At 59.5% G+C, this 26,027-nt stretch carries 29 protein-coding genes; 18 read left to right on the top strand and 11 right to left on the bottom strand.

From position 1 onward, the window contains the following. Positions 1–4 precede the first annotated feature (4 nt). On the bottom strand, positions 5–1,033 hold the full coding sequence (locus tag ACYZT5_RS12360; RefSeq protein WP_462051351.1) for a DMT family transporter: 1,029 nt from the start codon (positions 1,031–1,033) through the stop codon (positions 5–7). On the opposite strand from ACYZT5_RS12360, the gene ACYZT5_RS12355 reads away from it, so the two are divergent. The 6 genes from ACYZT5_RS12355 (at position 1,028) to ACYZT5_RS12330 (ending at position 7,405) form a co-directional block, all read left to right on the top strand. Then, positions 1,028–1,591, top strand: a complete 564-nt coding sequence (locus tag ACYZT5_RS12355; protein WP_462051350.1) for a helix-turn-helix domain-containing protein — start codon at positions 1,028–1,030, stop codon at positions 1,589–1,591. The two genes, ACYZT5_RS12360 and ACYZT5_RS12355, sit on opposite strands and share 6 nt — an antisense overlap. A 156-nt stretch (positions 1,592–1,747) precedes the next feature. Next, positions 1,748–2,950 (top strand): SfnB family sulfur acquisition oxidoreductase, encoded by a 1,203-nt coding sequence (locus tag ACYZT5_RS12350; RefSeq protein WP_462051349.1) that lies wholly within the window; start codon positions 1,748–1,750, stop codon positions 2,948–2,950. A gap of 10 nt (positions 2,951–2,960) precedes the next feature. Further along, positions 2,961–3,398 carry an acyl-CoA dehydrogenase gene (locus ACYZT5_RS12345; RefSeq protein WP_462051348.1) on the top strand — a complete coding sequence of 146 codons (438 nt, stop codon included), beginning with the start codon at positions 2,961–2,963 and terminating at the stop codon, positions 3,396–3,398. Then, the gene (locus ACYZT5_RS12340; protein ID WP_462051347.1) at positions 3,398–4,801 is read left to right on the top strand and encodes an LLM class flavin-dependent oxidoreductase; all 1,404 of its coding nucleotides are present in this window, start codon (positions 3,398–3,400) and stop codon (positions 4,799–4,801) included. The genes ACYZT5_RS12345 and ACYZT5_RS12340 overlap by 1 nt, the downstream gene beginning before the upstream one ends. Positions 4,802–4,957: 156 nt before the next feature. Next, positions 4,958–5,863, top strand: a complete 906-nt coding sequence (locus tag ACYZT5_RS12335) for an AMP-binding protein (protein ID WP_462051346.1) — start codon at positions 4,958–4,960, stop codon at positions 5,861–5,863. 99 nt (positions 5,864–5,962) lie between these two features. Further along, positions 5,963–7,405, top strand: a complete 1,443-nt coding sequence (locus ACYZT5_RS12330) for an FAD/NAD(P)-binding protein (protein ID WP_462051345.1) — start codon at positions 5,963–5,965, stop codon at positions 7,403–7,405. Positions 7,406–7,976: 571 nt separating this feature from the next. On the opposite strand, the gene ACYZT5_RS12325 is transcribed toward ACYZT5_RS12330, so the two are convergent. From ACYZT5_RS12325 to ACYZT5_RS12315, 3 genes are all read right to left on the bottom strand, one after another. Continuing rightward, entirely contained in the window at positions 7,977–8,201 is a 225-nt protein-coding gene (locus tag ACYZT5_RS12325) for a hypothetical protein (protein ID WP_462051344.1), read from the bottom strand. A gap of 257 nt (positions 8,202–8,458) precedes the next feature. Further along, positions 8,459–8,761 (bottom strand): phage infection protein, encoded by a 303-nt coding sequence (locus ACYZT5_RS12320; RefSeq protein WP_462051343.1) that lies wholly within the window; start codon positions 8,759–8,761, stop codon positions 8,459–8,461. Positions 8,762–8,958: 197 nt separating this feature from the next. Beyond that, positions 8,959–9,699, bottom strand: a complete 741-nt coding sequence (locus tag ACYZT5_RS12315; protein WP_462051342.1) for a response regulator — start codon at positions 9,697–9,699, stop codon at positions 8,959–8,961. Positions 9,700–9,883: 184 nt separating this feature from the next. Here ACYZT5_RS12315 and ACYZT5_RS12310 point away from each other — a divergent pair, with 184 nt between their 5' ends. Both ACYZT5_RS12310 and ACYZT5_RS12305 read left to right on the top strand, forming a co-directional pair. Beyond that, positions 9,884–10,147: a DUF2790 domain-containing protein gene (locus tag ACYZT5_RS12310; RefSeq protein WP_462051341.1), complete on the top strand. Its 264-nt coding sequence runs from the start codon at positions 9,884–9,886 to the stop codon at positions 10,145–10,147. 117 nt (positions 10,148–10,264) lie between these two features. Next, positions 10,265–11,326 (top strand): alpha/beta fold hydrolase, encoded by a 1,062-nt coding sequence (locus ACYZT5_RS12305; protein ID WP_462051340.1) that lies wholly within the window; start codon positions 10,265–10,267, stop codon positions 11,324–11,326. 78 nt (positions 11,327–11,404) lie between these two features. Here ACYZT5_RS12305 and ACYZT5_RS12300 read toward each other — a convergent pair whose 3' ends face one another. Both ACYZT5_RS12300 and ppnN read right to left on the bottom strand, forming a co-directional pair. Beyond that, on the bottom strand, positions 11,405–11,845 hold the full coding sequence (locus ACYZT5_RS12300; protein WP_462051339.1) for an NUDIX hydrolase: 441 nt from the start codon (positions 11,843–11,845) through the stop codon (positions 11,405–11,407). Positions 11,846–12,020: 175 nt separating this feature from the next. Then, positions 12,021–13,394, bottom strand: coding sequence for a nucleotide 5'-monophosphate nucleosidase PpnN (gene ppnN / locus ACYZT5_RS12295; RefSeq protein WP_462051338.1), 1,374 nt, complete (start codon positions 13,392–13,394; stop codon positions 12,021–12,023). Between the two features lie 211 nt (positions 13,395–13,605). Between ppnN and ACYZT5_RS12290 the strand changes: the two genes are divergently transcribed. After that, positions 13,606–14,133, top strand: coding sequence for a DUF3087 domain-containing protein (locus ACYZT5_RS12290; RefSeq protein ID WP_462051337.1), 528 nt, complete (start codon positions 13,606–13,608; stop codon positions 14,131–14,133). A 5-nt stretch (positions 14,134–14,138) separates the two neighbouring features. On the opposite strand, the gene ACYZT5_RS12285 is transcribed toward ACYZT5_RS12290, so the two are convergent. Further along, a complete protein-coding gene (locus ACYZT5_RS12285; protein WP_462051336.1) occupies positions 14,139–15,092 on the bottom strand; it encodes a LysR family transcriptional regulator in 954 nt (317 codons plus the stop codon). Positions 15,093–15,213: 121 nt separating this feature from the next. On the opposite strand from ACYZT5_RS12285, the gene ACYZT5_RS12280 reads away from it, so the two are divergent. The 6 genes from ACYZT5_RS12280 to ACYZT5_RS12255 all read left to right on the top strand — a co-directional run bounded on the left by ACYZT5_RS12280 (position 15,214) and on the right by ACYZT5_RS12255 (position 21,267). Continuing rightward, positions 15,214–16,383 (top strand): M20 aminoacylase family protein, encoded by a 1,170-nt coding sequence (locus ACYZT5_RS12280; RefSeq protein WP_462051335.1) that lies wholly within the window; start codon positions 15,214–15,216, stop codon positions 16,381–16,383. Between the two features lie 60 nt (positions 16,384–16,443). Then, positions 16,444–17,232 carry an ABC transporter substrate-binding protein gene (locus tag ACYZT5_RS12275; RefSeq protein ID WP_462051334.1) on the top strand — a complete coding sequence of 263 codons (789 nt, stop codon included), beginning with the start codon at positions 16,444–16,446 and terminating at the stop codon, positions 17,230–17,232. A gap of 93 nt (positions 17,233–17,325) precedes the next feature. Then, a complete protein-coding gene (locus tag ACYZT5_RS12270; RefSeq protein WP_462051333.1) occupies positions 17,326–18,015 on the top strand; it encodes an ABC transporter permease in 690 nt (229 codons plus the stop codon). After that, the gene (locus ACYZT5_RS12265; protein WP_462051332.1) at positions 18,012–18,725 is read left to right on the top strand and encodes an ABC transporter permease; all 714 of its coding nucleotides are present in this window, start codon (positions 18,012–18,014) and stop codon (positions 18,723–18,725) included. The genes ACYZT5_RS12270 and ACYZT5_RS12265 overlap by 4 nt, the downstream gene beginning before the upstream one ends. Before the next feature lie 21 nt (positions 18,726–18,746). Then, positions 18,747–19,514 (top strand): ABC transporter ATP-binding protein, encoded by a 768-nt coding sequence (locus ACYZT5_RS12260; RefSeq protein ID WP_462051331.1) that lies wholly within the window; start codon positions 18,747–18,749, stop codon positions 19,512–19,514. A gap of 175 nt (positions 19,515–19,689) precedes the next feature. Further along, the gene (locus ACYZT5_RS12255; protein ID WP_462051330.1) at positions 19,690–21,267 is read left to right on the top strand and encodes a sensor domain-containing diguanylate cyclase; all 1,578 of its coding nucleotides are present in this window, start codon (positions 19,690–19,692) and stop codon (positions 21,265–21,267) included. A 422-nt stretch (positions 21,268–21,689) separates the two neighbouring features. Here the strand turns inward: ACYZT5_RS12255 and ACYZT5_RS12250 are convergent, their stop codons facing one another. Further along, positions 21,690–22,064 carry a DUF2784 domain-containing protein gene (locus tag ACYZT5_RS12250; protein WP_462051329.1) on the bottom strand — a complete coding sequence of 125 codons (375 nt, stop codon included), beginning with the start codon at positions 22,062–22,064 and terminating at the stop codon, positions 21,690–21,692. 60 nt (positions 22,065–22,124) lie between these two features. Next, complete coding sequence (gene dapA, locus ACYZT5_RS12245) at positions 22,125–23,000, bottom strand: 4-hydroxy-tetrahydrodipicolinate synthase (RefSeq protein ID WP_462051328.1); 876 nt, start codon at positions 22,998–23,000, stop codon at positions 22,125–22,127. Between the two features lie 445 nt (positions 23,001–23,445). Here dapA and ACYZT5_RS12240 point away from each other — a divergent pair, with 445 nt between their 5' ends. From ACYZT5_RS12240 to ACYZT5_RS12230, 3 genes are read left to right on the top strand one after another with little or no spacing between them, the layout of a single operon-like run. Further along, the gene (locus ACYZT5_RS12240) at positions 23,446–24,144 is read left to right on the top strand and encodes an AzlC family ABC transporter permease (protein WP_462051327.1); all 699 of its coding nucleotides are present in this window, start codon (positions 23,446–23,448) and stop codon (positions 24,142–24,144) included. Further along, positions 24,144–24,455, top strand: a complete 312-nt coding sequence (locus ACYZT5_RS12235) for an AzlD domain-containing protein (RefSeq protein WP_165934021.1) — start codon at positions 24,144–24,146, stop codon at positions 24,453–24,455. Before ACYZT5_RS12240 ends, ACYZT5_RS12235 begins: the two co-directional genes overlap by 1 nt. 60 nt (positions 24,456–24,515) lie before the next feature. Further along, the gene (locus ACYZT5_RS12230; protein ID WP_165353281.1) at positions 24,516–24,677 is read left to right on the top strand and encodes a hypothetical protein; all 162 of its coding nucleotides are present in this window, start codon (positions 24,516–24,518) and stop codon (positions 24,675–24,677) included. A gap of 115 nt (positions 24,678–24,792) precedes the next feature. Here the strand turns inward: ACYZT5_RS12230 and ACYZT5_RS12225 are convergent, their stop codons facing one another. Both ACYZT5_RS12225 and ACYZT5_RS12220 read right to left on the bottom strand, forming a co-directional pair. Beyond that, complete coding sequence (locus ACYZT5_RS12225) at positions 24,793–25,065, bottom strand: hypothetical protein (protein WP_462051326.1); 273 nt, start codon at positions 25,063–25,065, stop codon at positions 24,793–24,795. 265 nt (positions 25,066–25,330) lie between these two features. Continuing rightward, on the bottom strand, positions 25,331–26,011 hold the full coding sequence (locus ACYZT5_RS12220; RefSeq protein ID WP_462051325.1) for an SOS response-associated peptidase: 681 nt from the start codon (positions 26,009–26,011) through the stop codon (positions 25,331–25,333). Between the last annotated feature and the right edge of the window lie 16 nt (positions 26,012–26,027).

Below are 26,027 nucleotides of genomic sequence, written 5' to 3'. Positions count from 1 at the left end.
ACGATCAGCGCTCGGCTTCGCCTTCCGGGTCGCCCTCGACCTCAGGCGCAACCTTACCCTTGGTCTTCAACTCACTGACAATCACCGCCGCCACAATCAACCCCGCCCCAACCAACGCAATCGCCGGCAACCGCTCTCCGGCAATCCGCCCGACAATCCCGGCCCACACTGGCTCACCGGCATAGATCAACGTCGCCCGTGTCGGCGAAACGCTTTTTTGCGCCCAGTTCATCGCCACTTGAATCGCCGCACTGGCCGCGCCCAACCCCAACGCGCTGCACAACAACAGCCACGAGAAGTCGGGAATCACTTCCTGAGTCGGCACCACCATCAAAAACGCCAGCACCGAAGTGACCGCCAATTGCACCACCGTCACCCGTCGCACATCGACCTGGCCGGCATAAGTGCTGATCAAGATGATCTCCGCCGCAATCGCCACGGCGCTGATCAGCGTGGCGATTTCACCGGGGCTGAAATTGAACGAAGCGCCGGCCGGTCCCGACAGCAGCATCAACCCGGTAAACGCCAACATGATCCCGATGCTCGGCATCAGACCCGGACGCCGGCCCAGCACCAGCCATTGCAGCAACGGCACGAACGGCACGTACAACGCGGTAATAAACGCCGACTGACTGCTGGGAATGCTCTGTAACCCGACGGTCTGCAAACCATAACCGAGCATGATCGCCACGCCGATAAAGGCCCCGGCCTTCAATTCGAACAACGTCAGTTCACGCAGGTGACGCCAGGAGAACAGCGCAACAATGATCGCCGCCGCGGCAAAACGCAGACCGACAAAAAACATCGGCCCGCTGACCGTCATCGCATGCTGCACCAGCAAGAAGGTGCCGCCCCAGACCATGGTGATCAGCACCAGCACGCACTCGGCCTTGCTGAATCGCGAGAAACGGGAGGAAGTGTGAGGGGAGTTCACCGACGTCATGACCTTGCGCGCTACCTGAGGGGGACGCACAATGCGCCGAATGTTGCGCAGTATACTGCCCAACCCCACCAAGTGAGCAATATAGTGCACAAAGATTCTACCCAGCGGGCTTCGGTCCTTCAGCACGTCAGCCAGAACGTTAGACGCCTGCGCCATGCCGCCGACATGAGCCAAACCGCGCTGGCCGAAAAGTCCGGGGTCAGCCGCCGGATGCTGGTAGCCATCGAGGCCGGCGAGAAGAACGTCAGCCTGACCACCCTCGACCGGGTGGCCGAAGCGCTGGACGTGGCGTTCAGCGACCTGATCCAGGCCCCGGATGCCCGTGATCCAAGCCGCATCAACGAACTCGCCTGGGCCGGGACGATTCCCGGCAGCAAAGCCGTTTTACTGTCCAAAGCCACCGCCACCCGTGAAGTGGAACAGTGGGAATGGTGCCTACAACCGGGGGAAATTTACCCGTCGCAACCGGACGCTGAGGGCTGGAGTGAACAAATCTACGTCTTTGAAGGTTGCCTGACGTTGATGCTGGGCGACGTGCCGCATGAGATAGTCGCCGGCGAGTTCTACATGTTTGCCAGCAACCAGCCCCATGCCTATCGCAACGATGGGCCGGTGGCGGCGCGGTTTGTGCGAAACGTGGTGATCTAACTGTTTGCCGATCAACACTGGATAGACACTTTGCTGTTTTGAAGCTGCAAGTCTTTCTCGGATAATTCCTTAACCTATTGAAAATAAAGTTATTTAGTTTCAGGCACGACTCCTGCAAAAGCGCTGGTGTATTCACCCAGATCCCGGAGTCGGCCCATGACAGCCTCTGCCCAACCCCCTCGCACCGCCCATGTGATCCGCTCGGACGCCGAGGCGATCGCCGTCGCCCACAAGCTCGCCGCACGCTTCGCCATCGGGGCCAGCGTGCGCGATCGCGAGCGACGCCTGCCGGTCGCCGAGCTTGACGAGTTTTCCGCCAGCGGCCTGTGGGGTATCACTGTTCCCAAGGAATACGGCGGCGCCGGCGTTTCCTACGTGACCGTCAGCGACGTGATCAAGATCATTTCCGCCGCCGACTCATCCCTCGGCCAGATCCCGCAAAACCATCTCGGCGTGCTCGACATCCTGCTGCAAACCGCCACCGAAGAGCAGAAGCATTACTACTTTGGCAAAGTCCTGCAGGGCTACCGTTTCGGCAACGCCTTCTCCGAATCCAACAGTAAAAATGCCGGTGCCTTTGAAACCCGTATCCGTTTCGATAAAGACACCGCGCAAATTGACGGCGAGAAGTTCTACTGCACCGGCGCCCTGTTCGCGCACATCGTGCCAGCGGTGGCGGTCAATGAAGAGAACAAGGCTTTCATCGCGTTCATCGAGCGCGACAATCCCGGCTTGAGCGTCATCGACAGCTGGGACGGTTTCGGCCAGCGCACCACGGCCAGCGGCGGCGTCACCTTGAACGCGGTGAACGTCCCGCTCAGCGCGGTAATCCCGGCCCACAAAGCCTTCGACGAACCCACCGCCGATGGACCGATTTCACAAATCATTCAGGCCGCCGTGGACACCGGCATCGCCGTCGGTGCCCTGGAAGAAACCAAACGCTACGCCCGCGAAGCCCGGCCATGGATCGACAGCGGACAGGATCACGGCTGGCAGGACCCGTTCAGTATTGCCGCGATCGGTGACCTCGAATGGCGGGTCCACGGCACCGAAGCGATCCTCAAAAAGGCCGGCCAGGCCATCGACGCCGCATTGCTCAAACCCAATGAAGACACCGTGGCCCACGCCTCGGTGGTGGTCGCCCAAGCCAAAGTGCTGTCCGCCGAGATCGCCTTGCTCACCAGCAGCAAACTCTTCGAACTGGCCGGCACTCGCTCGGTGCTCGGCAAGTACAACCTCGACCGCCACTGGCGCAACGCCCGGACTCACACCCTGCACGATCCGGCACGCTGGAAATACCACCTGATCGGCAACTACCTGCTCAACGGCGTGAAGCCTGCGCGCCACGCCTGGAACTGAGGAGCCCACCATGAACGTTTTGACCCAACCCATCGTTGCCGGGCAGCCCCTGACCAAAAGTCAGCATGACCTGCACAACGCTCGCACTTTGCTCGATGCAACCCTGCGTTTCGTCCGTCAGCAGACCCAAGCCACGGATGATCCTTACGTCATCAGCCGCTTCGGCGACTTGCAGATCCGCATCGAAGTCGCCGCCGCGCTGCTCGAACGCGCCGAAGATTTTCTCAACAGCGTTGATGACGATACGGAAATCAGCGTCGCCATCGCCGAATCGCATCTGGCCAGTGCAGACGCGCTAAGCGCCGTCAGCAACGCTGAATTCGAACTCACCGGCCAACGCACCGTGTTGCCCGGATCGCTGCATGACCCGCTGCGCTGGAAACTCCACCTCATCGGCAATTTCCGCCTCAACGGCATCCATCCTCCAAGCTTTCGGAGTGCTATTTGATGGCCCGTGAAATTCGTCTCAACGCCTTTGACATGAACTGCGTCGGCCACCAGTCGCCAGGTTTGTGGGCGCATCCGCGAGATCGGTCATGGCAATACAAGGATCTGGAGTACTGGGCCGATCTGGCGAAAATCCTCGAGCGCGGCAAGTTTGACGGCTTGTTCATTGCCGACGTGTTGGGCATCTACGACGTCTACAACGGCAATGGTGACGCGGCGATCCGTCAGGCCGCGCAAGTGCCGGTCAACGATCCGCTGCAATTGATTCCACCCATGGCGCTGGTCACCGAGCATCTGGGTTTCGGCCTGACCGCCTCGCTGTCCTTCGAACACCCGTATCCGTTCGCCCGACGCTTGTCGACGCTCGACCACCTGACCAAGGGCCGAGCCGGCTGGAACATCGTCACCTCTTATCTGGAAAGCGGTGCGAAGAACCTCGGCCAGAAAAACCAGACCGAACACGACGCCCGTTACGACTTCGCCGAAGAGTACCTGGAGGTTTGCTACAAGCTTTGGGAAGGCAGCTGGGAAGAGGGCGCGATTCTGCGGGACCGCGAGCGACGGATCTTCAGTGACCCGAGCAAAATCCACGAAATCCAGCACGTCGGCAAACACTTCCAGGTGCCGGGGATTCACCTCTGCGAACCCTCGCCGCAACGGACTCCGGTGCTGTACCAGGCAGGCGCCTCCAGTCGCGGCAAGCAATTCGCCGCCGAGCACGCCGAGTGCGTGTTCGTCGCCGCGCCGTCGAAGGTGCTGCTGAAGAAAACCGTTTCCGACATCCGCCGCCGCGCTGCCGAGGCCGGGCGCGATCCGTCGAAGATCCTCATCTTCAACCTGCAAACGGTGATCCTCGGCGAGACCGATGCCAAGGCCAAAGCCAAGTTTGAAGAATACAAAACCTGGGTCAGCTACGAAGGGGCGATGGCCCTGATTTCTGGCTGGACCGGAATTGATTTCAGCCAGTTCAAACCGGATGAACCGCTCAAACACGTGCACACCAACGCCATTCAATCGGCGGTGGAAGCGTTTTCCACGGCGGACCCGAACAAGGTCTGGACGCCCAATGAACTGGCTGACTGGGTGGGCATCGGCGGTTTTGGCCCGTTGTTCGTCGGCAGTCCGGAGACCGTCGCCGACTTGTTGCAGGAGTGGGTCGAGGAGACCGATGTGGACGGCTTTAACCTGGCCTATGCGCTGACTCACGAAACCTTCATCGACGCCGTGGAATTACTGGTGCCGGAGTTGCAGAAGCGTGGGGTGTACAAGACCGAATACGCGCCAGGGACTTTGCGCGAGAAGTTGTTCGGCGAAGGGCCGCGATTGCCGGACATTCATCCGGGGAGCGGTTATCGGGATCTGGCGGCGTTGCGGCAGCAGGAGAAGAAAGTCGCATCCGCCTAGACCCTGTGATGATCGTTCCCACGCTCTGCGTGGGAATGCATCTCGGGACGCTCCGCGTCCCAGCGTCCAAAGCGGACGCGGAGCGTCCATGGCGGCATTCCCACGCGGACGGTTCGACGCCTCGACGTGGGAACGATCAGGATAAGAGGTAAGCCAATGAGCGTGCACGAACTCAAACGTCCGCCGATCGCGGACACCGCCGAGTGGCGGGTCAAGGCGCCCCTGGCCCTGGAGCAATTGCGCCACTGGGCCCAGGTCAGTCCGTTGCAACCGGCCTTGCGGCACAAGCGCCACGGTCAATGGTTTGTCTGGCGCTGGATCGATGCCTTGCGCGATGTCGAGCGATTGGCCGATGGCTTGCGCCAACAAGGTTTCACCGAAGCATCGCGTCTGGCGTTGAGCGGCGCCTTCGAACCGAATCTGTTGCTACTGGCCCTGGCCGCGCAGCACATCGGCGGTGAACTGCTGACGCTGCCGGACAACCTCGACCCTGAGTCACTGCATAAAACCCTGTGTCGCAGCCGTCCCACTCACGCGTTTGTCCAAGGCCGACAGCCCCAACAACTCTGGCTCAACCAAGGCCAATCGCTGCTGAACTTCGCTGATCTGCTCGGCCCGGTCGAACCCCCGCAACGCTTCAACCGTTGGGCGCATGGCAAGCCATTGTGGAGCGAAGAGGGCACCCAATGGCAGGCCGGCCTCAGCGTTTTATTCGAACAATGGCTGAGCCGCGGCCAAACCCTGGCCTTCCCGGAAAGCCCCGGCAGCGCCAGCCGCGACCGTCGTGAAGTGGCGCCCTCGGGGTTGCTGTTATCGGCCGAGCGCTTGCAACTGCTGGCCGCCGAGATCGACAGCCGCCTCGCGCCCCAAGGCACCTGGCGTCGACGCCTCTGCGATTGGGCCATCGCCCACCCGGAAAAAGGCCTGCAACGGCTGATCAAGAACCGCGTTCGCCGACTGCTGGGCTTCCACAACCTGCATTTCATCTGGCAAGCCACGCGCCCCCCCGAGGCCCAACCAATGCCTGCCTGGCTATCCGAATTCAAACGGGACACCGCATGAGCTCGACTGATTTCATCCTGCAAGTCAGATGTTTACCTGGAGCTTCCTGATTGCCGAGCAAAACATTAATGTGACGAAATACTGACCAGTGAGAGCGCCATGACTGAAATCCAAAGCGGCCAGGCGACCGACGCCATCCGCCACGCAGACATCCTGATCGTCGGCGGTGGCCTCAGCGGCGCAATGCTGGCGGCGCAGTTGCTACGCCTACCGGGCAAACGCCAGGTGCTGGTGATCGAACCCCGCGCCGAACTGGGACGGGGCGAGGCTTACAGCGCGGTCGAGTTGAGCCATACGCTCAACGGCAATGCGGCGCGCATGAGCGTCGACCCGGACAACGCCGACGACCTGACCCAATGGCTGACCGAGTACATCGCGGCCGGCGGCTGGCCGGAGTCTGACGAGCAACATGTGCCGGTCAGCGAATTGTTCCCACCGCGGGGGATTTTCGGTCTGTACGTTCAGCAGCGCCTGTCTGAAGCGCAAGCGGTGGGGGCGGTGAACGGGTCAACGGTCGAGCATGTCCAGGCCGAGGTGGTTGACCTGCAAACCCGGGACGATTCGGTGCTGCTGACGTTGAGTGACGGGCAGTGCTTGCAGGGCGCTTATGCGGTGTTGGCGACGGGGATGTTTCCCGCTGCGCGCACGCCACAGACCGAGTCCAGCGGCTTGAACGCCGCTGCGCTTGATCCGTGGGATGTCGCCGCCATGCAACAACTCGATCCGCAGTCGACCGTGCTGATCATCGGTTCGGGCCTGACCATGGTCGATGCCGTGGTGTCGCTGGAACAGGCCGGGCATCGCGGGCCGATCGAAGTGTTTTCCCGTCATGGCTTGCTGCCTCACGTGCGTCGACAGCCACCGGCCTGGGTAGATTTTCTTGCCGAGGATCAGAGCATTCGTACCCCACGTCAGCTGGTGCGCGAACTGCGTCGGCATTGCCGGGACGCCATCGCTCAAGGCATCGACTGGCAGGCGCCGCTCGACACCGTGCGGGCGCATATCGGCCGCTTGTGGAATCAGGCGACGGACGTGCAGCGTCGGCAGTTTGTGCGACATGTGCGGCCGTGGTGGGAAAGTCACCACCACCGCTCGCCGCCGTTGAGTGCAGAGTTGGTGGAACGCTTGCACAAGGAAGGGCGGTTGCGGATTCAGGCGGCGTCGTTCAAAGGGCTGGAACCTTCAGTGGGCGGAGCAGTGAGCATTCGCATTCGGCGTCGTGGTGAATCAGAAATCACCATTGTCAGTGGCGCGGCGTTGATCAACTCCAGTGGCATCGAATATGACTGGCGACGGGTAGCGCGGCCGTTGCCACAGCAATTGCTGGCGCGCGGACTTGTCCGGCCGGGGCCGTTAGCGCTGGGGATTGCGGCGGCCATCGACGGTGGGGTGCTGGGCGCCGATGGACATATCGCTAGTCGATTGTTTGCGATGGGACCACCGTTGCGTGGGATGTGGTGGGAAAGCACGGCGGTGACCGATGTGGCGAGTCAGGCCAAGGCGTTGGCGGCTCGCCTGGTAACATCGCTGCTTTTGCGGTGATGGTTGTTTGGGTTTGGGTTTGGGTTGGGGTACATATCCGTTGCTGGGGTAACGGCTTTTACAGCGACTCACTTTTCCAGACGCCGAAAAGTAAGCAAAAGGCTTCGCCCCGGCGTACGGCACTTCGCTAAGGCTCAGTGTTCCCTCGCTACGGTGTCCATCAGGGGGCATCGCCTCCGGTCTGCTTCGCGACGACCTCCTCTCGATGTGTGCGGCTTCGCCGCACGGCGCTACGTGCCTAACCCCCTGATGAACACCTTCACTCGGCCTGCCGAAGGGGCGGGCAGATCAAAAGCCAAAGCAACGGCAACGGCAACGGCAAGATCAAAAGCTTCGCGAGCAGGCTCGCTCCCACATAAAGCAGATCGGCGTCCAACTTTCGCTCTTCACCACTTAACTGGCCGAGTGTTAGCTCGCCTGCAGTTTTTGATCTTGATGCACCGCCCCCTCACGCCCTGAGCCTGTCCGTCAACCTGTGACTACCTCCATCGGCCCCTCACCAAAAACAAGAAACCCCGGATAGATCAGATCTACCCGGGGTTTCCTGTTTCAAGCAGCTCAAAGCCGTTGATCAATAACGCTGATACTTCGAACCGAACTCAGGGCGGTTTTCAGCGACGTAGAGTTTGCTCGCCTGGCTGTCTTTGTGATCAACGCCGACGGTGTTCACGTTCAGTGTGGCGGGTTGGCTGACTTTAGCCGCAGCAACGACTTGCGAGGTGGCATGTGGGGCGGCGATGGCGGATGTAGCGCCAAGAACCGACAGGGCGAAACCAAGACCAAGGATGCTTTTCATGATGTTGCTCCAGAGAGTGGGGAGAAGATGTGGCCACTGTAGAGCTGGAGCGTCGTGATGAAAAAACACCCTGACACATAGTTGTTATCGAGAGCGTTGATCCGCCGTCAGCGGGGTGTGCTGTCGTTGAGCCAGCGCTGCTTGAGTTGTTCCAGACGATCGGGCTTTTGCGTCAGATCTCAGGAATTATGGGTATCGGCGTGCGCAGCAAAAAAAGCCCGGGGGGCGGGCTTTTGGGGGTGTCAGTCTACGGGCAATCAATACCGCTGATATTTCGAACCGAATTCAGGACGGTTTTCAGCTACGACCACACCGCCGCGTACTGCATTGCTCGGGCTGACCGAGGCCACACGTTCGCGCAGTTCTTGCAGACGGTCGGCACCGCCTTCAGCCACGCGGTTCTGTTGCAGCCGATCCGAACCACCTTCCACCAGCAGTTGCCGGGTCTGGCTGTGGGATACAGCGCTAACGGGTTTGGCCGACGCCAGGTTCGACAGGCCGAGACCACCTACCAGCGCCAGACCGAGTGCCAGGGACGAGACTTTCGAGAAGTTGAACATGGGTGATTCTCCGTGCGTTTAGTTTGAGTGGGTCGGTAGCTGCTGCTATCCGGTGATCACAGTTAAACGCTCGGGTGTATCGGTGATGTGTGCTCGAACACGCCGAAATCGGGGTCTGCGTATCTGTCGCGGGTTCTTATACAGAGGGATACAAAACCCTATGAAAAACGCTCCTCAGGTTCTGCTGAGGGAAAGCTTCATGATTCTGCGCCGAGCAATTCCACCGGGTAGGAGAACACGTAGCCTTCGCTGCGCACGGTTTTGATGTAGGTCGATTCCCGCGAGTCATCCTTCAGCCGTTGGCGCAGACGGCTCACCAGCAAATCAATCGAGCGGTCGAACAGGTCGGCGTCGCGGCCTTGGGTCAGGTTGAGCAACTGGTCACGGCTGAGCACCCGTTGCGGGTGATCGAGGAACACGCGCAGTAAGCGGTATTCGGCACCACTGAGGGCCACCATCGTGCCGTCTTCGTCGAGCAAGTGCCGGGCGGTGGTGTCCAGGCGCCAGCGACCGAAACCCAGCAATCGGCCAGTTTCGGTGATCAGCAGGTTGGGCGGCAGCATCCGCGTACGGCGCAGCACGGCGTTGATCCGTGCCAGCAACTCGCGGGCGGCGAAGGGTTTGGTCAGGTAGTCGTCGGCGCCCATTTCCAGGCCGAGGATGCGATCGGTTTCGTCATTGCGTGCGGTGAGCATCAGGATTGGTGTGGCTTTGTGTTTGCCCGAGCGCAATTCGCGGCACAGCAGCAAGCCGTCATCGCCGGGCATCATGATGTCCAGCACGATCAGGTCCACCTGATTGGTTTCCAGAAAACTGCGCATCTGCCGGCCATCGGCGACCACGGTGGTGCGCAGCCCGTTCTTTTTCAGGTAATTGCCGACCAGCTCGCGAATCTCCCGGTCGTCGTCGACGATCAGGATGTGGTTCACATGGTCCATCGCTCAAGCCTCTTGTTATTCGCTTTGTATCGCACTGTATCTGGCGCCCTTTGTGACACCTTATGCCTTAATACGCCTGGTTTTACGACACATGGCAGATACCTCGGGCCGATTAAATGGGTTCCATCGAGACAAGACGACTTGCCTCGCCGCCACCGCCCATTGCAACCCTGAGGAAATCACCATGAACTGGAACACACTGATTGCCGCCAGCTTCTTCGCGGTCCTGAACGTTGCAGCGTTTTCGGCCCATGCCGATGTTCAAACGCCGTCGCAGACAACTTCTCACGGCACCCACCTGGATATCAAGAAAGTGGTTTCCATCGTCGACAACGGCGGCGGCAATTGCGGCATTGTCGACGCCCGCCTGACCTACCTCGATTCCAGCGGCACGCAAAAAGTCGTCGATTACAGCAAGTTCGCAGAGTGCGGCAATCAGGGCGGTTGATCTTTTCACTACGCTCATCGCTGCCGAAACCGACGAACGCGCAGTCTGCTCACCCACCCGCGATGGCTGACTCTCATCGTCCAAAACACCCGGCCAATGACTTCCAGGGAAATCACCATGAAGATGAATGTGTTGAGCAAAAAAAACGACTCACGTCGTCGTTTCTTTGGCCCTTCGGTCCTCGCTTTCGCGCTGATGCAGTTGGGTGCCCTGGGGGCTGCCAATGCGCAAACCGCGACGCCAGAGCCCGCGGTGGCCAGCGCCGGCACCCTGAAGGCGGACTCGTTCGGTCCGCTGAAACATGTCAACGCCGGGTTGCTGAACGTGGCTTACGCCGAAGTCGGCCCCGCCGATGGCCCGGTGGTGATTCTTTTGCACGGTTGGCCCTACGACATTCACAGCTATAGCGACGTGGCGCCTTTGTTGGCGGCCAAGGGTTACCGGGTGCTGATCCCGTATGCACGGGGCTACGGCGACACGCATTTCCTGTCCGACAAGACTGTTCGCAACGGCCAGCCCGCCGCGCTGGCCAGTGACGTCATCGACTTCATGGATGCGCTCAAGATCAAGAAGGCGGTGCTCGGCGGTTACGATTGGGGCGCGCGCTCGGCGGACATCGTCTCGGCGCTCTGGCCGGAGCGGGTAGAGGCGCTGGTCTCCGTCAGCGGTTACCTCATCGGCAATCAGGCCGCCGGCAAGAATCCGTTGCCGCCCAAGGCCGAGCTGCAATGGTGGTACCAGTTCTACTTCGCTACCGAACGCGGCCAGACCGGTTACGAAAAAAACCGCCACGACTTCGCCAAGTTGATCTGGGAGCTGGCCTCCCCGAAATGGACCTTCGACGACGCCACTTTCGACCGCAGTGCTGCCGCCCTGGAAAACCCTGACCATGTCGCAATCACCATCTTCAACTATCGCTGGCGGTTGGGCATGGTTCAGGGCGAGCCTCAATACGAAGCGCTGGAACAGCGGCTGGCCAAGGCCCCGGCCATAACGGTGCCGACCATCACGATGGAAGGTGACGCTAACGGGGCGCCGCATCCGGCTGCCGAGGATTATGCCAAGCGCTTCACCGGCAAATATGAGTACCGACTGATCAACGGCGGCATCGGCCACAACTTGCCGCAGGAAGATCCGCAGGCCTTTGCCAAGGCAGTGATCGACGCGGATCACCTCTGAGATTTTGAGGCATGATCGTTCCCACGCGGGAGCGTGGGAACGATCTTTATTAGATTTTTGTTACTCATCTGGCACTGGTCAGGCCTGCTCCATCATTTGGATCAGGTTTTCTGGCCAGACTGTTTCAGCGGTTTCTTTCAACTCGGCGATTGACCACCATTTGTGTTCAGTCATCACCTGGGCTTCATCGGCCGTCCAGCCATCACGCGTCAGTTGTTCTCCATCGGTGCGGATGACGAAGTAGCGTTCCACGGACAAGACGGTTTCGCCGCTGGGCAACATCATCGTAAAGCTGCGCTCTGCCACGCTAGTGCCCACCGCACCGACAAGCAGTCCGGTTTCTTCATGCAATTCGCGTATGGCGGCGGCTTCAAAGCTTTCACCTTCCTCAAGACCGCCACCCGGTGTGGCCCAATAGTCGCGTCCGTCCAAGGCATCGCCCTTGTGCTGGAAGCGAAACAGCAAGACCTGACGGGCGGGATTGATCACAAGAAGTCGTGCTGCGTTACGTTGGCGCATCAAAAATTCTCTTTCCATAGAAGGCAGCGAGCCGAAGCTGATCGTTCCCACGCTCTGCGTGGGAATGCAGCCCGGGACGCTCCGCGTCCCTTCCGAAGCCGAACGCAGAGCGTCCGTTGAGGCATTCCCACGCGGGAGCGTGGGAACGATCTTTACAGTGTTTACTTGAACAATGTTACGCAACCACCTGATAACAAGGCACATAAGCCGCGCCACCCGGCAGTTTCATCCGGTGTTGGGCGACGAAGGCTTTGAGCAGTTGATCCAGCGGCTGCATGACGGCTGCATCACCACGGATCTGGTACGGCCCGTGCTCTTCGATCAGGCGGATGCCCTTGTCCTTGACGTTGCCGGCGACGATGCCGGAGAACGCACGGCGCAGGTTGGCGGCCAGTTCGTGGGCCGGCAGGTTGCGGCTCAGTTTCAGGTTGGCCATGTTTTCGTGGGTCGGATCGAACGGGCGCTGGAAGCCTTCGTCGATCTTCAGCAGCCAGTTGAAATGGAACGCGTCGTTGCGCTCGCGGCGGAACTGTTTGACCGCTTTAAGGCCTTGAGTCATTTGACGCGCGACTTCAGCCGGGTCGTCGATGATGATCTCGTAATGTTGTTTTGCGGCTTCACCCAACGTGGCGCCGACAAACGCGTCCAGTTGCTCCAGATACGGTGCGGCATGTTTCGGTCCGGTGAGGACCACGGGGAAGGGCAGGCCGGCATTGTCCGGGTGCATCAGGATGCCGAGCAGGTACAGGAACTCTTCGGCCGTGCCGGCGCCGCCCGGGAAAATGATGATGCCGTGGCCGACGCGGACGAAGGCTTCCAGACGTTTTTCGATGTCCGGCAGGATCACCAGTTCGTTGACGATCGGGTTTGGCGCTTCGGCGGCGATGATGCCTGGCTCGGTCAAACCGAGGTAGCGGCCGCCGTGGATACGCTGCTTGGCGTGGGCGATGGTCGCGCCTTTCATCGGGCCTTTCATCACGCCGGGGCCGCAACCGGTGCAGATGTCGAGGCTGCGCAGGCCCAGTTCGTGGCCGACTTTCTTGGTGTATTTGTATTCTTCGGTGTTGATCGAGTGGCCGCCCCAGCACACCACGATCTTCGGCTCGACGCCGGGGCGCAGGGTGCGGGCGTTGCGCAGCAGGTGGAAGACGTAGTCGCTGATGCCCTGAGAGGAGCTCAGGTCGATGCGCTGGGCGTCGAGTTCGTTTTCGGTGTAGACGATGTCGCGCAGGGCGCTGAAGAGCATTTCCCGGGTGCTGGCGATCATTTCGCCATCGACGAAAGCGTCGGCCGGGGCGTTCAGCAGTTCCAGGCGTACGCCGCGGTCCTGCTGGTGAATGCGGATTTCGAAGTCCTTGTAGGCTTCGAGGATGGTTTTGGCGTTATCAACATGGGCGCCGGTATTGAGGATGGCCAGGGCGCACTGGCGGAATAAGGTGTAGGTGCTGCCGGATCCGGCTTCGCTCAGTTGCTGTACTTCACGTTGAGAAAGGGTTTCCAGGCTGCCTTTTGGGCTGACCGAGGCGTTGATTACTTGTCGTTGGGTCATTCAATGATCCTTAAAACGATGCCATTCATACAGTCAACTGGCATCCGAATAGTATGTATCCATGAAAGAAGATGGCACGAACTGCGCTGTATCGCCATTTCCCCGTTTGACGATGAAAAGATGAAAAGCAGCCCCAGCATAGCTAAATCCCCTGCAGAGGCGATAATGCCCCGCAGTCTTTTTACCCATGCCCTCAAGGAAACCCGTCGCGATGTTCGAAATACAGCCGCAGAACCCCGAACACTATCGAAGCCAGACGCGACGCAGCACAGTGATCATAGCCCTGATTTTCCTGGCCCTGGCGATGGTGCTCTCCACCGTGGCGGTGGCGCTGTTCGGTGAGCCCGACGGCGACAATCTGCGATTTAACGTCGGTGGCGTGTTTGTGGCGGTGCTGCTGATGGCCGCACTGATGCGCGGCACGTTCTGGACCCAGCCATGGATGGCCCCGGCGGTTTACGGCTGGCAGCTCAAGCGCAGTTTGATGAGCATTACCAACGTCATGCATCAGGTGACGGCGGCGGTGGAGAAGGAGGATCCGACGGCCATGAAGCTGCTGCGTTTCTATCATCTGGGGTTGAGCCAGATGCACGAGTTGGACGGCAACTCCAGTGATTACAGCCAATTGAACCGCGAGATGGATCAGCACAAGACGCGGATGGAAGCGCTGGGCATCGACACCGAACAGACGCAATTGAATCCGGCCTGGATCGAGGCCGTGAAGCAAGTGCGCGCCTGACCGTTTCAAACCCTTAGACGCAGGGTTTCAAAGAGTTCCCTGTCTTCCTTTTTGGCCGAGCGGGCATGGCGCCGAATGACCTGCAACAGGCAATCGGTAAAGCACAGTGCCGGATTGCTCAGCGAGCCATTGCGTCGTGTCACGATGCTCAGCTGCCGGGGTTCGAACTGCTCGACCAGGTCCAGGGCAACCACGCGGCCGAGGAAGGGCGGGGCGATGCTCACGATGGACGGGCCCCAGGTACACATGTCGGCCCGCTCGACCATCATCTGCAAAATGGCCAGTGAATGGGCGCGAACAATTCGGTTCTCATCGATCTGCGCGCCGTGTTTCCAGAACAATTCCTGCATCAGCCCATCGTGTCCATCGGGCGCGTAGTTCAGCGTCCAGTTCTGCTCCAGCAACTCATGGATTGACCGAGCGCCCTGCCGAGCATGGCCCTGACGGACCAGCACCGACGTCTGGTAATCGAGCAAGGTTTGGCAGGCAAACTCCTGGGTTGATTGCGCGGGGTGCAGCTGGCCGATCGCAAAATCCATGCTGCCATCGCGCAACAACGGCTGGGCCACGGCCATCAGGCTTTCGTACAGCTCCAGGCGGATCTCCGGCATTCGCTCGCGAAACGCCAGAACCACGTCGGGCAAGAAAGTCAGGGCGATCCAGGGCGTAACCCCGACACAGAGCCGCCCCTGGGCCTTGCCACGCAGGTGATCGAGCTCGGTTTGCGCATGCTCGAGTTGCTTGATCACGAGCCGGGCGTGGGTCAGCAAGACTTTTCCGTATTCGGTGAAGTTAAGGCCGCTGGGGGTTCGGGTGAACAGCGGTAACTGCTGACTGGTTTCCAGTTCGCGCAGCGCTTTGGTCACGGCGGCCTGGGAGATGTCCAGCGAACGCGCGGCGGCGCGGATGCTGCCGGTTTCGGCGCTGGCAATCAGTGCTTGTAATTGATGGAGTTTCATCCGCTCACCCTAGTGACAACCGATGGTTGTCATCATAACCAAACTGGGCCTCCCCAGCCCAGAGCCCGTTCCCTAAGATCCGACTCAGCAACCGCTCAGGTCTTATCGAAGGAATACAACAATGATCGCCGACCCCGTCCTGCCTGGTATTGCAGCGATGCAAGAAGAAATGATCGCGTTGCGTCACAGCATCCATGCGCACCCTGAGTTGGGCTTTGAAGAATTCGCCACCAGCGAGCGGGTTGCAGCGTGTTTGACGCAGTGGGGGTTTGAGGTCAGCACGGGTGTAGGCAAGACCGGCGTCGTCGCTACCCTGAAAAATGGCAAGGGGCGGTCCATCGGTTTGCGCGCCGACATGGATGCACTGCCGATTCAGGAAACCACCGGTTTGCCCTACGCCAGCCGGATCGAGGGCGTCATGCACGCCTGCGGTCACGATGGCCATACGGCAACGCTGCTGACGGCCGCTAAATACCTGGCGCAGACCCGGGCGTTCAACGGCACTGTGAACCTGATTTTTCAACCGGCCGAAGAGGGGCTGGGCGGGGCCCGGAAAATGCTTGAGGAGGGCTTGCTCGAACGGTTCCCGTGTGACGCGATCTTTGCCATGCACAACGTGCCTGGTTATCCCGTCGGGCATCTGGGGTTCTACAGCGGCCCGTTCATGGCGTCTGCCGACACGGTGAACATCAAAATCATCGGCAACGGGGGGCATGGCGCGGTGCCGCACAAGGCGATCGATCCGGTGGTGGTCTGTTCGTCGATCGTGATCGCCCTGCAAAGCATTGTGTCGCGCAACGTCAATCCACAGGAAATGGCGATTATCACGGTGGGCTCCCTTCATGCCGGAAGTGCTTCGAACGTCATTCCGTCCAGCGCCGAGATGAGCCTGAGCGTGCGCGCACTGACGCCCGAGGTTCGCCGCTTGCTCGAAGTCAGAATTACCGAATTGGTCAACGGCCAGGCGGCCAGTTTCGGCGCTCGGGCTCAAATCGATTACCAGCATTGTCATCCGGTGTTGATTAACCACCCCGAGCCCACCGCGTTTGCCCGAGAGGTCGCGCGTGAATGGTTGGGAGAAGGGCGGCTGATCGACGACCTGCGGCCCTTCACCGCGAGTGAGGACTTTGCGTTCATCCTCGAAAAATGCCCCGGCAGTTACTTGGTGATCGGCAACGGCGACGGGGACAGCGGGTGTCTGTTGCACAACCCCGGCTACGACTTCAATGATGCTTGCCTGCCGATCGGGGCGAGTTACTGGGTCAAGTTGGTCGAGGGTTTTCTGAGTTGAGGCGTCGTGTTTTCGAGCGTCATGCGGGTAAAAAATCTGCGGTCTGAGAGGAAGAAAATAATGAACAAGATGATTGCGGCTGTTTCTCTGGTGGTGTTGACGGCCACGGGGCTGGCCGGCGCGGCCGATTGGTCTGGCAAAGTCCTGAAACTGGGGGTCGACCCCACGTATCCACCGCTGGAATACAAGAATCAGGATGGCACGCTGACCGGCTTCGGTGTCGACATCGCCGAGGCGCTCTGTGCCGAGCTGAAGGCCCGGTGCATTTGGGTGGAAAGCAGCTGGGACGGCATGATCCCGGCGCTGCTGGCGCGCAAGTTCGATGCGGTGGCGTCGTCGATGACCGTGACGCCCAAGCGTCTGGAGCAGATTGCGTTCACCGACAAGGTCTCCAATGCACCGGCCCGGTTGGTCGTCAAGCGTGGATCGGGCCTGCTGCCCACCCTCGAATCGCTCAAGGGCAAACGCATTGGCGTCGAGCAGGGTTCGACTCAGGAGGCGTATGCCAAAGCCGTCTGGGGTTCGAAGGGCATCGATGTTCTCTCTTATCAAAATCAGGACCAGGTGTATGCGGACCTGGTGGTGGGCCGACTCGATGCCTCGTTGCAGGGCGCCATCCAGGCAAGCTACGGGTTCCTCAACACAGCGCAGGGCAAGGACTATGAATTTGCCGGCGCGACCCTGGATGACCCGGCCTTTTTCGGCGTGGGTGACGGCATTGGCTTGCGCAAAAGCGATGTCGAGTTGCGCGAAGACTTGAACAAGGCCCTGGCGACGATTCTGGCCAACGGCACTTACGCGCGGATCAATAAAAAGTACTTCGATTTCGACGTCTACGGTGCGAAGTAACGCCCCCTTCGATCACTGAAACCGAGCGCTCGCCTGACCGCTCGGTTGCAGCATCCCCCTTCACCTCAACCTAATAAGAACAAGGAGAGTGAAATGCTTCTGGAAGGCTTTGGCCCGCAGATTCTGCTGGGCACCCTGGCCACAATCAAACTGGCGTTATGGTCACTGTTGATCGCGGTCCTGGCAGGGCTGATCGGCGCCAGTTCCAAGTTGTCCTCCAACCGCATGTTGCGAACGCTGGCCACCGGTTATACGACGGTGATTCGCAGCATGCCGGACCTGGTGATCATGCTGTTGCTGTTCTTCAGCCTGCAAATGCTGCTCAACCGGATGACCGACTGGCTGGGCATCGCTCAGATCGACATCGATCCGTTTCTGGCCGGTGTCATTACCCTGGCATTCATCTACGGGGCTTACTTTACCGAGACGTTTCGCGGCGCCTTCCAGGCGGTCCCGGCCGGCCAGATCGAGGCGGCGAGGGCCCACGGTATGAGTCGGGGGAAAACCTTTCGCAAAGTCCTGTTTCCGCAAATGCTCCGTCACGCACTGCCGGGCATTGGCAACAACTGGCAGGTGTTGATCAAGTCGACCGCGCTGGTATCGATCATCGGCCTGACCGATGTCATCAAAGCCACGCAGGATGCGGGCAAGGGCTCGATGCAGTTCTTCTATTTCACGCTGGTCGGCGGCCTGATCTACCTCGCCATTACCACGGTTTCCAACGTTGTCTTGATGTGGCTTGAGCACCGCTACTCGGTGGGTGTCAGGAAGGCTGCGCTATGACCGACATTCTCGAAAACTACTGGCAGGCTTATTTGTGGAGTGACGGGCCACACTTTTCCGGGTTGGCGGTGACCTTGTGGCTGCTCATTCTGTCGGTGGTGATGGGCTTCCTGCTCGCGGTGCCGTTGTCGATTGCCCGCGTCAGCCGCAACCCGCTGATTCGTTTGCCGGTCTGGTGCTACACCTACGTGTTTCGCGGCACCCCGTTGTACATCCAGCTGCTGTTTTTCTACACCGGCGTGTACAGCTTGCATGTGGTTCGATCCCAGGATTTTCTCAACGCGTTTTTCCGTGACGGGTTCAACTGCACGGTGTTGGCGTTCGGGCTCAATACCTGTGCCTACATGACCGAAATTTTTGCCGGCTCCATCAGAGCGACCCCTCACGGCGAAATCGAGGCCGCCAGGGCCTACGGAATGAGTCGGTTCACCCTCTATCGCCGAATTGTTTTGCCGTCGGCGTTGCGCCGGGCCGTGCCATTTTTCAGCAACGAAGTGATTCTGATGCTGCATTCCACCTCGGTGGCGTTTACCGCCACGGTCCCCGATTTGCTGAAGATTGCCCGGGACGTCAATTCGGCCACCTATGCCTCCTTTGCCGCGTTCGGAATCGCCGGGGTGTTGTATGCCGGCAGCGCGTTTTTCCTGATCTGGCTGTTTCGTCGCGGTGAACTGCATTGGCTGGCCTACCTCAAACCGCGGACGCACTGACCCCTCACTGGACATGCTCGAATGTATAAATTGATCGTTGAAGATGTGCATAAGAACTACGGCAGCCATGAAGTCTTGAAGGGGGTTTCACTCAAGGCCAGGGCGGGTGACGTGATCAGCATCATCGGCTCTTCGGGGTCGGGGAAAAGTACCTTCCTGCGCTGTATCAATCATCTCGAACAACCGTCAGCCGGGCGCATCATCGTGAATGCCGAAGAACTGCTCACCCGCAAGAATTCACGGGGCGATTTGTGTGCGGTCGATCCCGGGCAGTTGCAGGGCATGCGCAGCAAGCTGTCGATGGTGTTCCAGCACTTCAATCTGTGGAGCCACATGACGGTGCTGGAAAACATCATCGAGTGTCCGATGAGCGTGCTGGGTGTCGGTCGGTCGGAGGCGCTGGAGCGGGCGCGTCACTACCTCTCGAAGGTGGGTTTGCCGGCAAAAGTCGAGGCCCAGTATCCGGTCCATCTGTCCGGCGGCCAGCAGCAGCGCGTCGCCATTGCTCGCGCGCTGGCCATGGAGCCGCAAGTGATGCTGTTCGACGAACCGACTTCCGCCCTGGACCCCGAGCTGGTGGGCGAGGTACTCAAAGTCATGCAGCAGCTGGCCGAAGAGGGCCGGACGATGGTGGTGGTCACCCATGAAATGGCGTTTGCCCGACAGGTGTCGAACCACGTCATGTTTTTGCATCAGGGGCGGGTTGAAGAACAAGGGGCACCGTCTACTGTTCTGGATAAGCCTGGCAGCGAGCGGCTGCAGCAGTTTCTGGCGGGAAGCCTCAAGTAGCGCAAAACACCCGCCCTTTTGTCGAGATAGCCGTGCGAATACTTCTCGCGTAGATCTACCCTATCGGGTGTTTGATGAGGCATAGTCGCCTGGCACCAGGCGGCTCATACCCGCCAGGGGTCATAAAAAGGGCGAACGGGAAGATTCGCCATGGGGTCAGGATTCAGGGAGCGTCATGGGTCATCCGTCCGTTAAAGATCGAATTGAACAAGCCCGCCACGGCATTCCTTTGGTAGCCGAGCAGGTCGGGGCAACGCTCAAGGTCCGTTCTGCGGTGTTTCTGCTGATTGCGGTGTGCCTGTCCATGACGGCTATCGTGATTTGGGAAGCCTGGAGCTCGCGCCAGTACCACCTGCGTGACAAGGAAGTGGTGATGTCCAACCTTGCGCAGACCCTGGCCTCGCAAGCGCAGGCGTCGATCAAGCAAGCCGATACGCTGCTGTTTACCCTGGTGGATCGCCTCGAAAACGACGGCATCGACCCGGCCCGGGTACCCCGGCTGGAGCGTTTGCTCAGTGCCCAGCGCAGCGAGCTGAGCCAGCTCCATGGGTTGTTCGTTTATGATGAAGAAGGGCGCTGGATTGCCAATTCCAACCACGCCGCCCTGCCCAATGCCAACAATGCCGACCGCGAATACTTCATCTTCCATCGTGATCATCCCGATCGTGGGCCTCACATTGGCCCGTCGATCAAGAGCCGTTCGAGCGGTGAATGGGTCATGACGGTTTCCCGCCGGATCAATCATCCGGATGGCAGCTTTGCCGGCGTGGCGCTGGCAAGCATCTATCTCAGCCACTTCCTTGCGCGCTACAACAGCATCGACATGGGTGGTAACGGCGTGATCAACCTGATCGCCGACGACGCCACTATCGTCGTTCGCCGGCCGTTCAAAGAAGCTGAAGTCGGCATCAGCATCGCCAAGGGGCCGCTGTTTACGAAACTGTTGCCCAAGGGCGATTCAGGTACGGCAACGGTCCCCTCCTATGTGGATGGGGTCGAGCGTGTGGTCGGATTTCGCAGGGTCGACGGTTATCCGCTGATCGTCTTTGCTGCGCTGAACAAAGATGAAGTCCTGGCCAGCTGGCGAGAGGAAGTCATGCTGAGTGCCGGCATCGTCTCGTTGTTTCTGGGGTTTCTGGGAATAGTCGGTTATCGCCTCATTCGCCTCATGACGCAGCAGAATCACGTGCAGAGCGTATTGCTGGATACGCAGGAAAAACTGATCGAGGTCAACCGCAGTCTTGAGTTGCTGGCCCTGGAGGATGCCCTGACCGGGCTTTCCAACCGGCGTCAGTTCGATCTGTTCATCCTTGCCGAAATGGGCCGCGCCAGGCGCAACCAGACCCACCTCGCGCTGCTGATGCTCGATGTCGATCACTTCAAGAGCTTTAATGATCTTTACGGCCATGTGGCCGGCGATGTGTGTTTGCGCAACATCAGCACGATCATCAGGGACAACATCAAGCGCCCCGGTGACCTGGCTGCACGCTATGGCGGCGAAGAGTTTGCGGTGGTACTGCCGGGGACCGACTACGTGGGGGCGTTTATGGTGGCGGAAAAAATCCGTCGCGCGGTTCAGCTGGCCGGCATCGAGCACAGTCAAGGGGCTGAAGGCACGGTGACGGTCAGCCTGGGGGTCGCCGCTTATGATCCGGCGTCCCAGGCCCAGCCCGATGACTTGGTGGGGGCCGCCGACAAGGCGCTTTACGTGGCCAAGGCCAGCGGCCGGAACATGAGCGTTATTGCCAACTGAATTCAAACAAATCGGTCACTGGGTAATTTGTTGATCGTGTACATATCCGTTTCTGCGGTCTCGGCGACTGACGGTTCCGCTTTTACAGCGGGTCACTTGGAAGAGCCCCAAGTAACCAAGGGCTCTTGCCCCTGACGCTCGGCCTCTCGAGGGGCGTGCACCGCAAACGCCAAAGCGAGGCGGCCAACCGGCCGGCCTGGCTTCAAGTAAACGCATTTCCCTGTAGGAGCTGTCGAGCGAAGCGAGGCTGCGATCTTTTGATCTTGCCGTTGCTGTTGCTTTGGCTTCAGATCTGCCGCCCCCGGCCATGGATGGCTAATGGCGGCGGGCCCCCGGAGCAATGCCTTCGTTACGGCGTGCTCAAATCGGGCCAACCATTTGACCCGAAACTTGCGCTTGCCCGGTGAGGTTCAAGACGGTATCTACGCGCCCGTTGGGCGCTGCCACAGCCTGATCAACCGAAGGTAGACCAGCACGTTGATCGTCAGCACCACGCTGCCCAGTCCCAGCTGAATCGCCGGCGTCAGGCTTGCCGGGTAAATGACCGGCCACACGTAATGTTCGATGAAACCGCCGCCATAGCCGGTTTGCCCGGCCGCGTGGCGCATCAGGTTTTCCCACTCGGTCAGCGGGCAGCTCAGGTGGAAGACTTCCACCGACACCCCCCACGCAGCCGCGGGCAGGTGCCACCAGATCAGGGGGCGCCATTTGAGCACCAGCAGCCCGCCGAACAGCACGAACAGAATGAACAACAGATGAAACAGCACCAGCCCGTCGGCGGCGATTCGGTACAGCATGTCGACTCCCTGACGCGTTATGCGAATCGCTCCATGGTACTCGGGCTGGTTGCTGGCGCTCTATCGATTGTTGCTGTTCAACGCTGAGAGCACTTCCTTCAGACGCACCACCATGGCTTCGCCGCTGCGTTGCATCGGCGCGCGCAGTTCGTCGCCGATCAAGCCTTCGAGGGCCAGGGCGGTTTTCACCGGGGCGGGATTGGGTTCGATGAACAGGCTGTGAATCAGCGGCAGCAGTTGGAAGAATGTCGCTCGACCGGCCGCTAACTGGTTGTCGCGGATCTGTTGATACAACGCCACGAACAGCTCGGGATGAACGTGCGCCGAAGCGGCAATCGCGCCTTTTGCGCCCAGACACAAGGCGCTGAAGATCTGGTTATCTTCGCCGCACAGCACATCGACTTTGCCACTGGCGAGCAGTGCCAGGGTGCTGGCCTGATTACCGCCGCAATCCTTGATCGCGACGATTCGCTCATGGGCGACGATATTGAGCAGGGTTGCCTGCTCGAACGCCACGCCGGTGCGGTAAGGGATGTCGTAAAGAATGAGCGGAACGCTGGAGGCATCGGCGACGGTTTTGTAAAACGCTTCGAGGCCCGCCTGGGAAGGGCGGATGTAATACGGCGGCGGTACCAGTAAACCGGCCAGTGGACGTTTCAGGATTTCGCTCTGAAATTGCAGCAGCTCGGTCATATTGTTGCCGGCCAGGCCCATGACCACCCGTTCCGCCGGCACCTGCGCCAGCACCGCATCGAGCACCGCCAGTTGCTCATGTTTGCTCAGTGCCGCCGCTTCCGCCGTGGTGCCGCAGACCACAACGCCATCGACGCCTTTTTCCAGCAGATGACTGACCAGCCGGCGCAAGCCGACGAAATCGATCGCACCGTTGCGAAACGGCGTAACGAGAGGAACCCAGATACCTTGAAACGATGACATGCACGTACTCCTGAAGGTTGACCGATTTCGTCACCGTCAGAAGCGTAGAAGGCAGTAAGCAAGGGGAGGGTGTCCGTCGCGCTCAATGTCCTGTCAGCTCATCTGACGGGACAGCGCGCCCCGGTCACATGAGCGACTGTTTCTTCGATTTGAGGGCGTGCGCAACGCAACCTTGCGCCTTGGCATTCAAGCCAATGACGACACTGTTGAGGTTGAAGGTTGCGGACATACTTGCTTACACCCTGAATGAGGCGCTCAGTTTTAAAAGCTGGCGCGGTTTTTGTCAATCGCGAAAATCAGCGAGCTCCGCACGCATCCTGCCGTTGTGCTTGATGAATGGAACACATTCGCGGAACAAGTTCGCAGAACAAGTGCGCAAGATTGTTCAAGCCTTCGGTCATGACTGCTGGCACAGTCAGAGGTCTTTCCCTGGTTGTAGAGCGTTATGTCCAATTCACTCATGCCGCGCAGTGCTTTTCTTCGCGGCGCTGCGGCGATCATGCCGTTGTCCCTGGCGACCGCGCCTTGGGGACTGTTGGCTGGCTCCATGGCCATCGAGGCCAATCTCACGCCCCTGCAAGGCCAGGGTTTGTCGAGCATCGTGTTTGCCGGGGCGGCGCAACTGGTGGCTATCGGCATGCTCAAGGGTGGTGCCGGGATCTTTTCGATTCTGCTCACCACGTTGTTGCTGACCTCCCAGCATTTGCTTTACGGCATGAGCATGCGCTCGGTGATTTCGCCGTTGCCGGGTCGCTGGCGTGTGGGGTTGGGCTTTTTGCTCACCGACGAGCTGTTCGCCCTGACCAGTCAGCATGACAAACAGCAGTTCAACCGCTGGTACGCGTTGGGTGTCGGCCTGACGTTTTACATTGCCTGGAACCTCTTCACGTTGGCCGGCATCGTGCTGGGCAGCAGCATTCCGGGGCTTGAACATCTGGGGCTGGACTTCTCCATCGCGGCGACATTTATCGCCTTGATCACCCCGGTGGTGCGAAACGTGCCAACCGTGGTGTGCGTGGCGGTGTCGCTGTTCTGTTCGGTGCTGTTCAGCTACTGGCAATGGGGCTCGGCGCTGGTGCTGTCGGGGTTGGCGGGCATGACCGCAGGCTTTATCTGCAACAAATTCTACGGTGGACGCACATGATGGTCTGGGCGGTTATTGTCGGCATGGGGCTATTGGTATTCCTCAACCGCTATGTGTTTCTGGAGCCTCGGCTGCCCGTGCGCTTGAGCAGTAATGCGCGGCAGTTCCTGGGGTTTGCGGTACCGGGCATGCTGACCGCGATCTGCGGGCCGATCGTGTTCATGCCCGACAAGCAGCTGAATCTGCAGTGGGACAACCCGTATCTGATCAGTTCGCTGGTGGCGGTGGGGCTGGTGCTCTACACCCGCAATACCTTGCTCAGCATGTTGTTGAGCATGGGGTTTTTCTTTTTGCTGCGCTGGTGGCTCTAAATCGCTCCCGTCGAAACTGTTCTACGCTTAAAGAAGATCCCTTCAGGAAGAGAGGTGAGCATGGCTAATGATCCAAAGCGTCCGGACCCGGATGAAGATGTGGATGACGAACCCACGGAAGAAGAGATTGAGCGGCAGAGGCGTTCGACGCCGGACTGGAAGCACCCCGACGACGGTAAAGAGCTGTCAGATCGCGACCAGGAACGTCCGCTGAAACCTTGACCGCGCTGCACATACAAAAAAGCCCCGCTATCAAAGCGGGGCTTTTCATTGGGCGATTATTAAATCAGATCGCTTCATTCCAGCGAATGTGCGTAATGCCCAATTGCGTGTCGTTTCAAGCGTCTTCCAACTGCAGAAAATCGGGGTGGGAGGCCCGAAAACCTAACGTTTTGTCGACCCATGCGTTCAGCTCGTTGACCATTACCGGAGGTTTGCCCGGATAGCTGTCGAGGGTTGAACGAAGGAGGTTACTGATGGTGGGGATTGAACCCAGGTCGCGGGTCTTTATGTATTGCCCGATAAAACAGTCGAGCGGGCAGTGTTCTGTCTTCGAAAGATAAACACACGCCAGACCACCGACTTGATTAATTGTAAAATCGTCGCGCAATTTGATTCTCTGCAAGGCTTGTTGTTGTAGGGATTTTCTAGGTTTATTGACTCTTTGGTCAATTGAGGAGTGCCGAGGGAAACGCGGCGCGCATGCTATCCATAGTTATTCTGAATGTATCGAAGTGTCAGACAAGCGGTTGATACTTTAAATCACCAAACTAAGGCAAGTGTTTCTAAGATGAAACAACATATGTAACGATCAAGTGTTCAATAGGTATATATAACTGTTACTTATGCCTGCTTTTATGTCCGTATTGATACGTTCAGGGCGTTTCATCAATCAGTGCCGCGCCTTGATTTCTTGAATTGCCAACCGCTTTGTCCACCTTGTACCACTCGAAAACTTCGCTGATTTCACCCTGCAACAGCGCCATGTGTTCAGCGCGCTCTTTGGGGGTGGCTGGGTCAAGCCATTCCCGCGCCAGTTGCGCAGACAACACCACGGGACGCCGGTCATGAATGTCGAGCATGCCGCCCACGCTGTCGGCAGTGATGATCACAAAACCGTCGTCGGCCCGCGGCTCACCTCCCGCGCCGGGAAACTGTCCGATCGCCGCGCATAAAATCGGCGCCTGGTCCCGTCGGCGGATGAGCCACGGTTGCCTCGTCGAATCCCCGGCGTCGACCCATTCGAACCAGTTGTCGATCGGCACAATCGCGCGATGCGGCCAGATCGTCCGGAAGAACGGGCCGTGGGCGACTTTTTCGACCCGCGCATTGATCGGTGCCGCACGATCCTTCGCCCAGTGTGGCCGCCATCCCCAGCGCTGAAAATCGGCGTGCAGGCCGTTGCTCTCCAAATGCAGGAGGGCGAGTTGCGTGGTGGGCGCCGCGTTATAGCGGGCCAACGGTTCATCACCGACGTGGTTGATCAACGCGTCGGGGATGCTCAGCGCCGCGACAAAATCGTGAATGCCACGGTACTGCGACAGGCGTCCGCACATAGGCTGATCCTGTGAT

The organism is Pseudomonas sp. LB3P14 (assembly GCF_054898045.1).
Note: the sequence above shows the minus strand (reverse complement) of the source record. Positions and strands in the feature narration are given on the sequence as shown.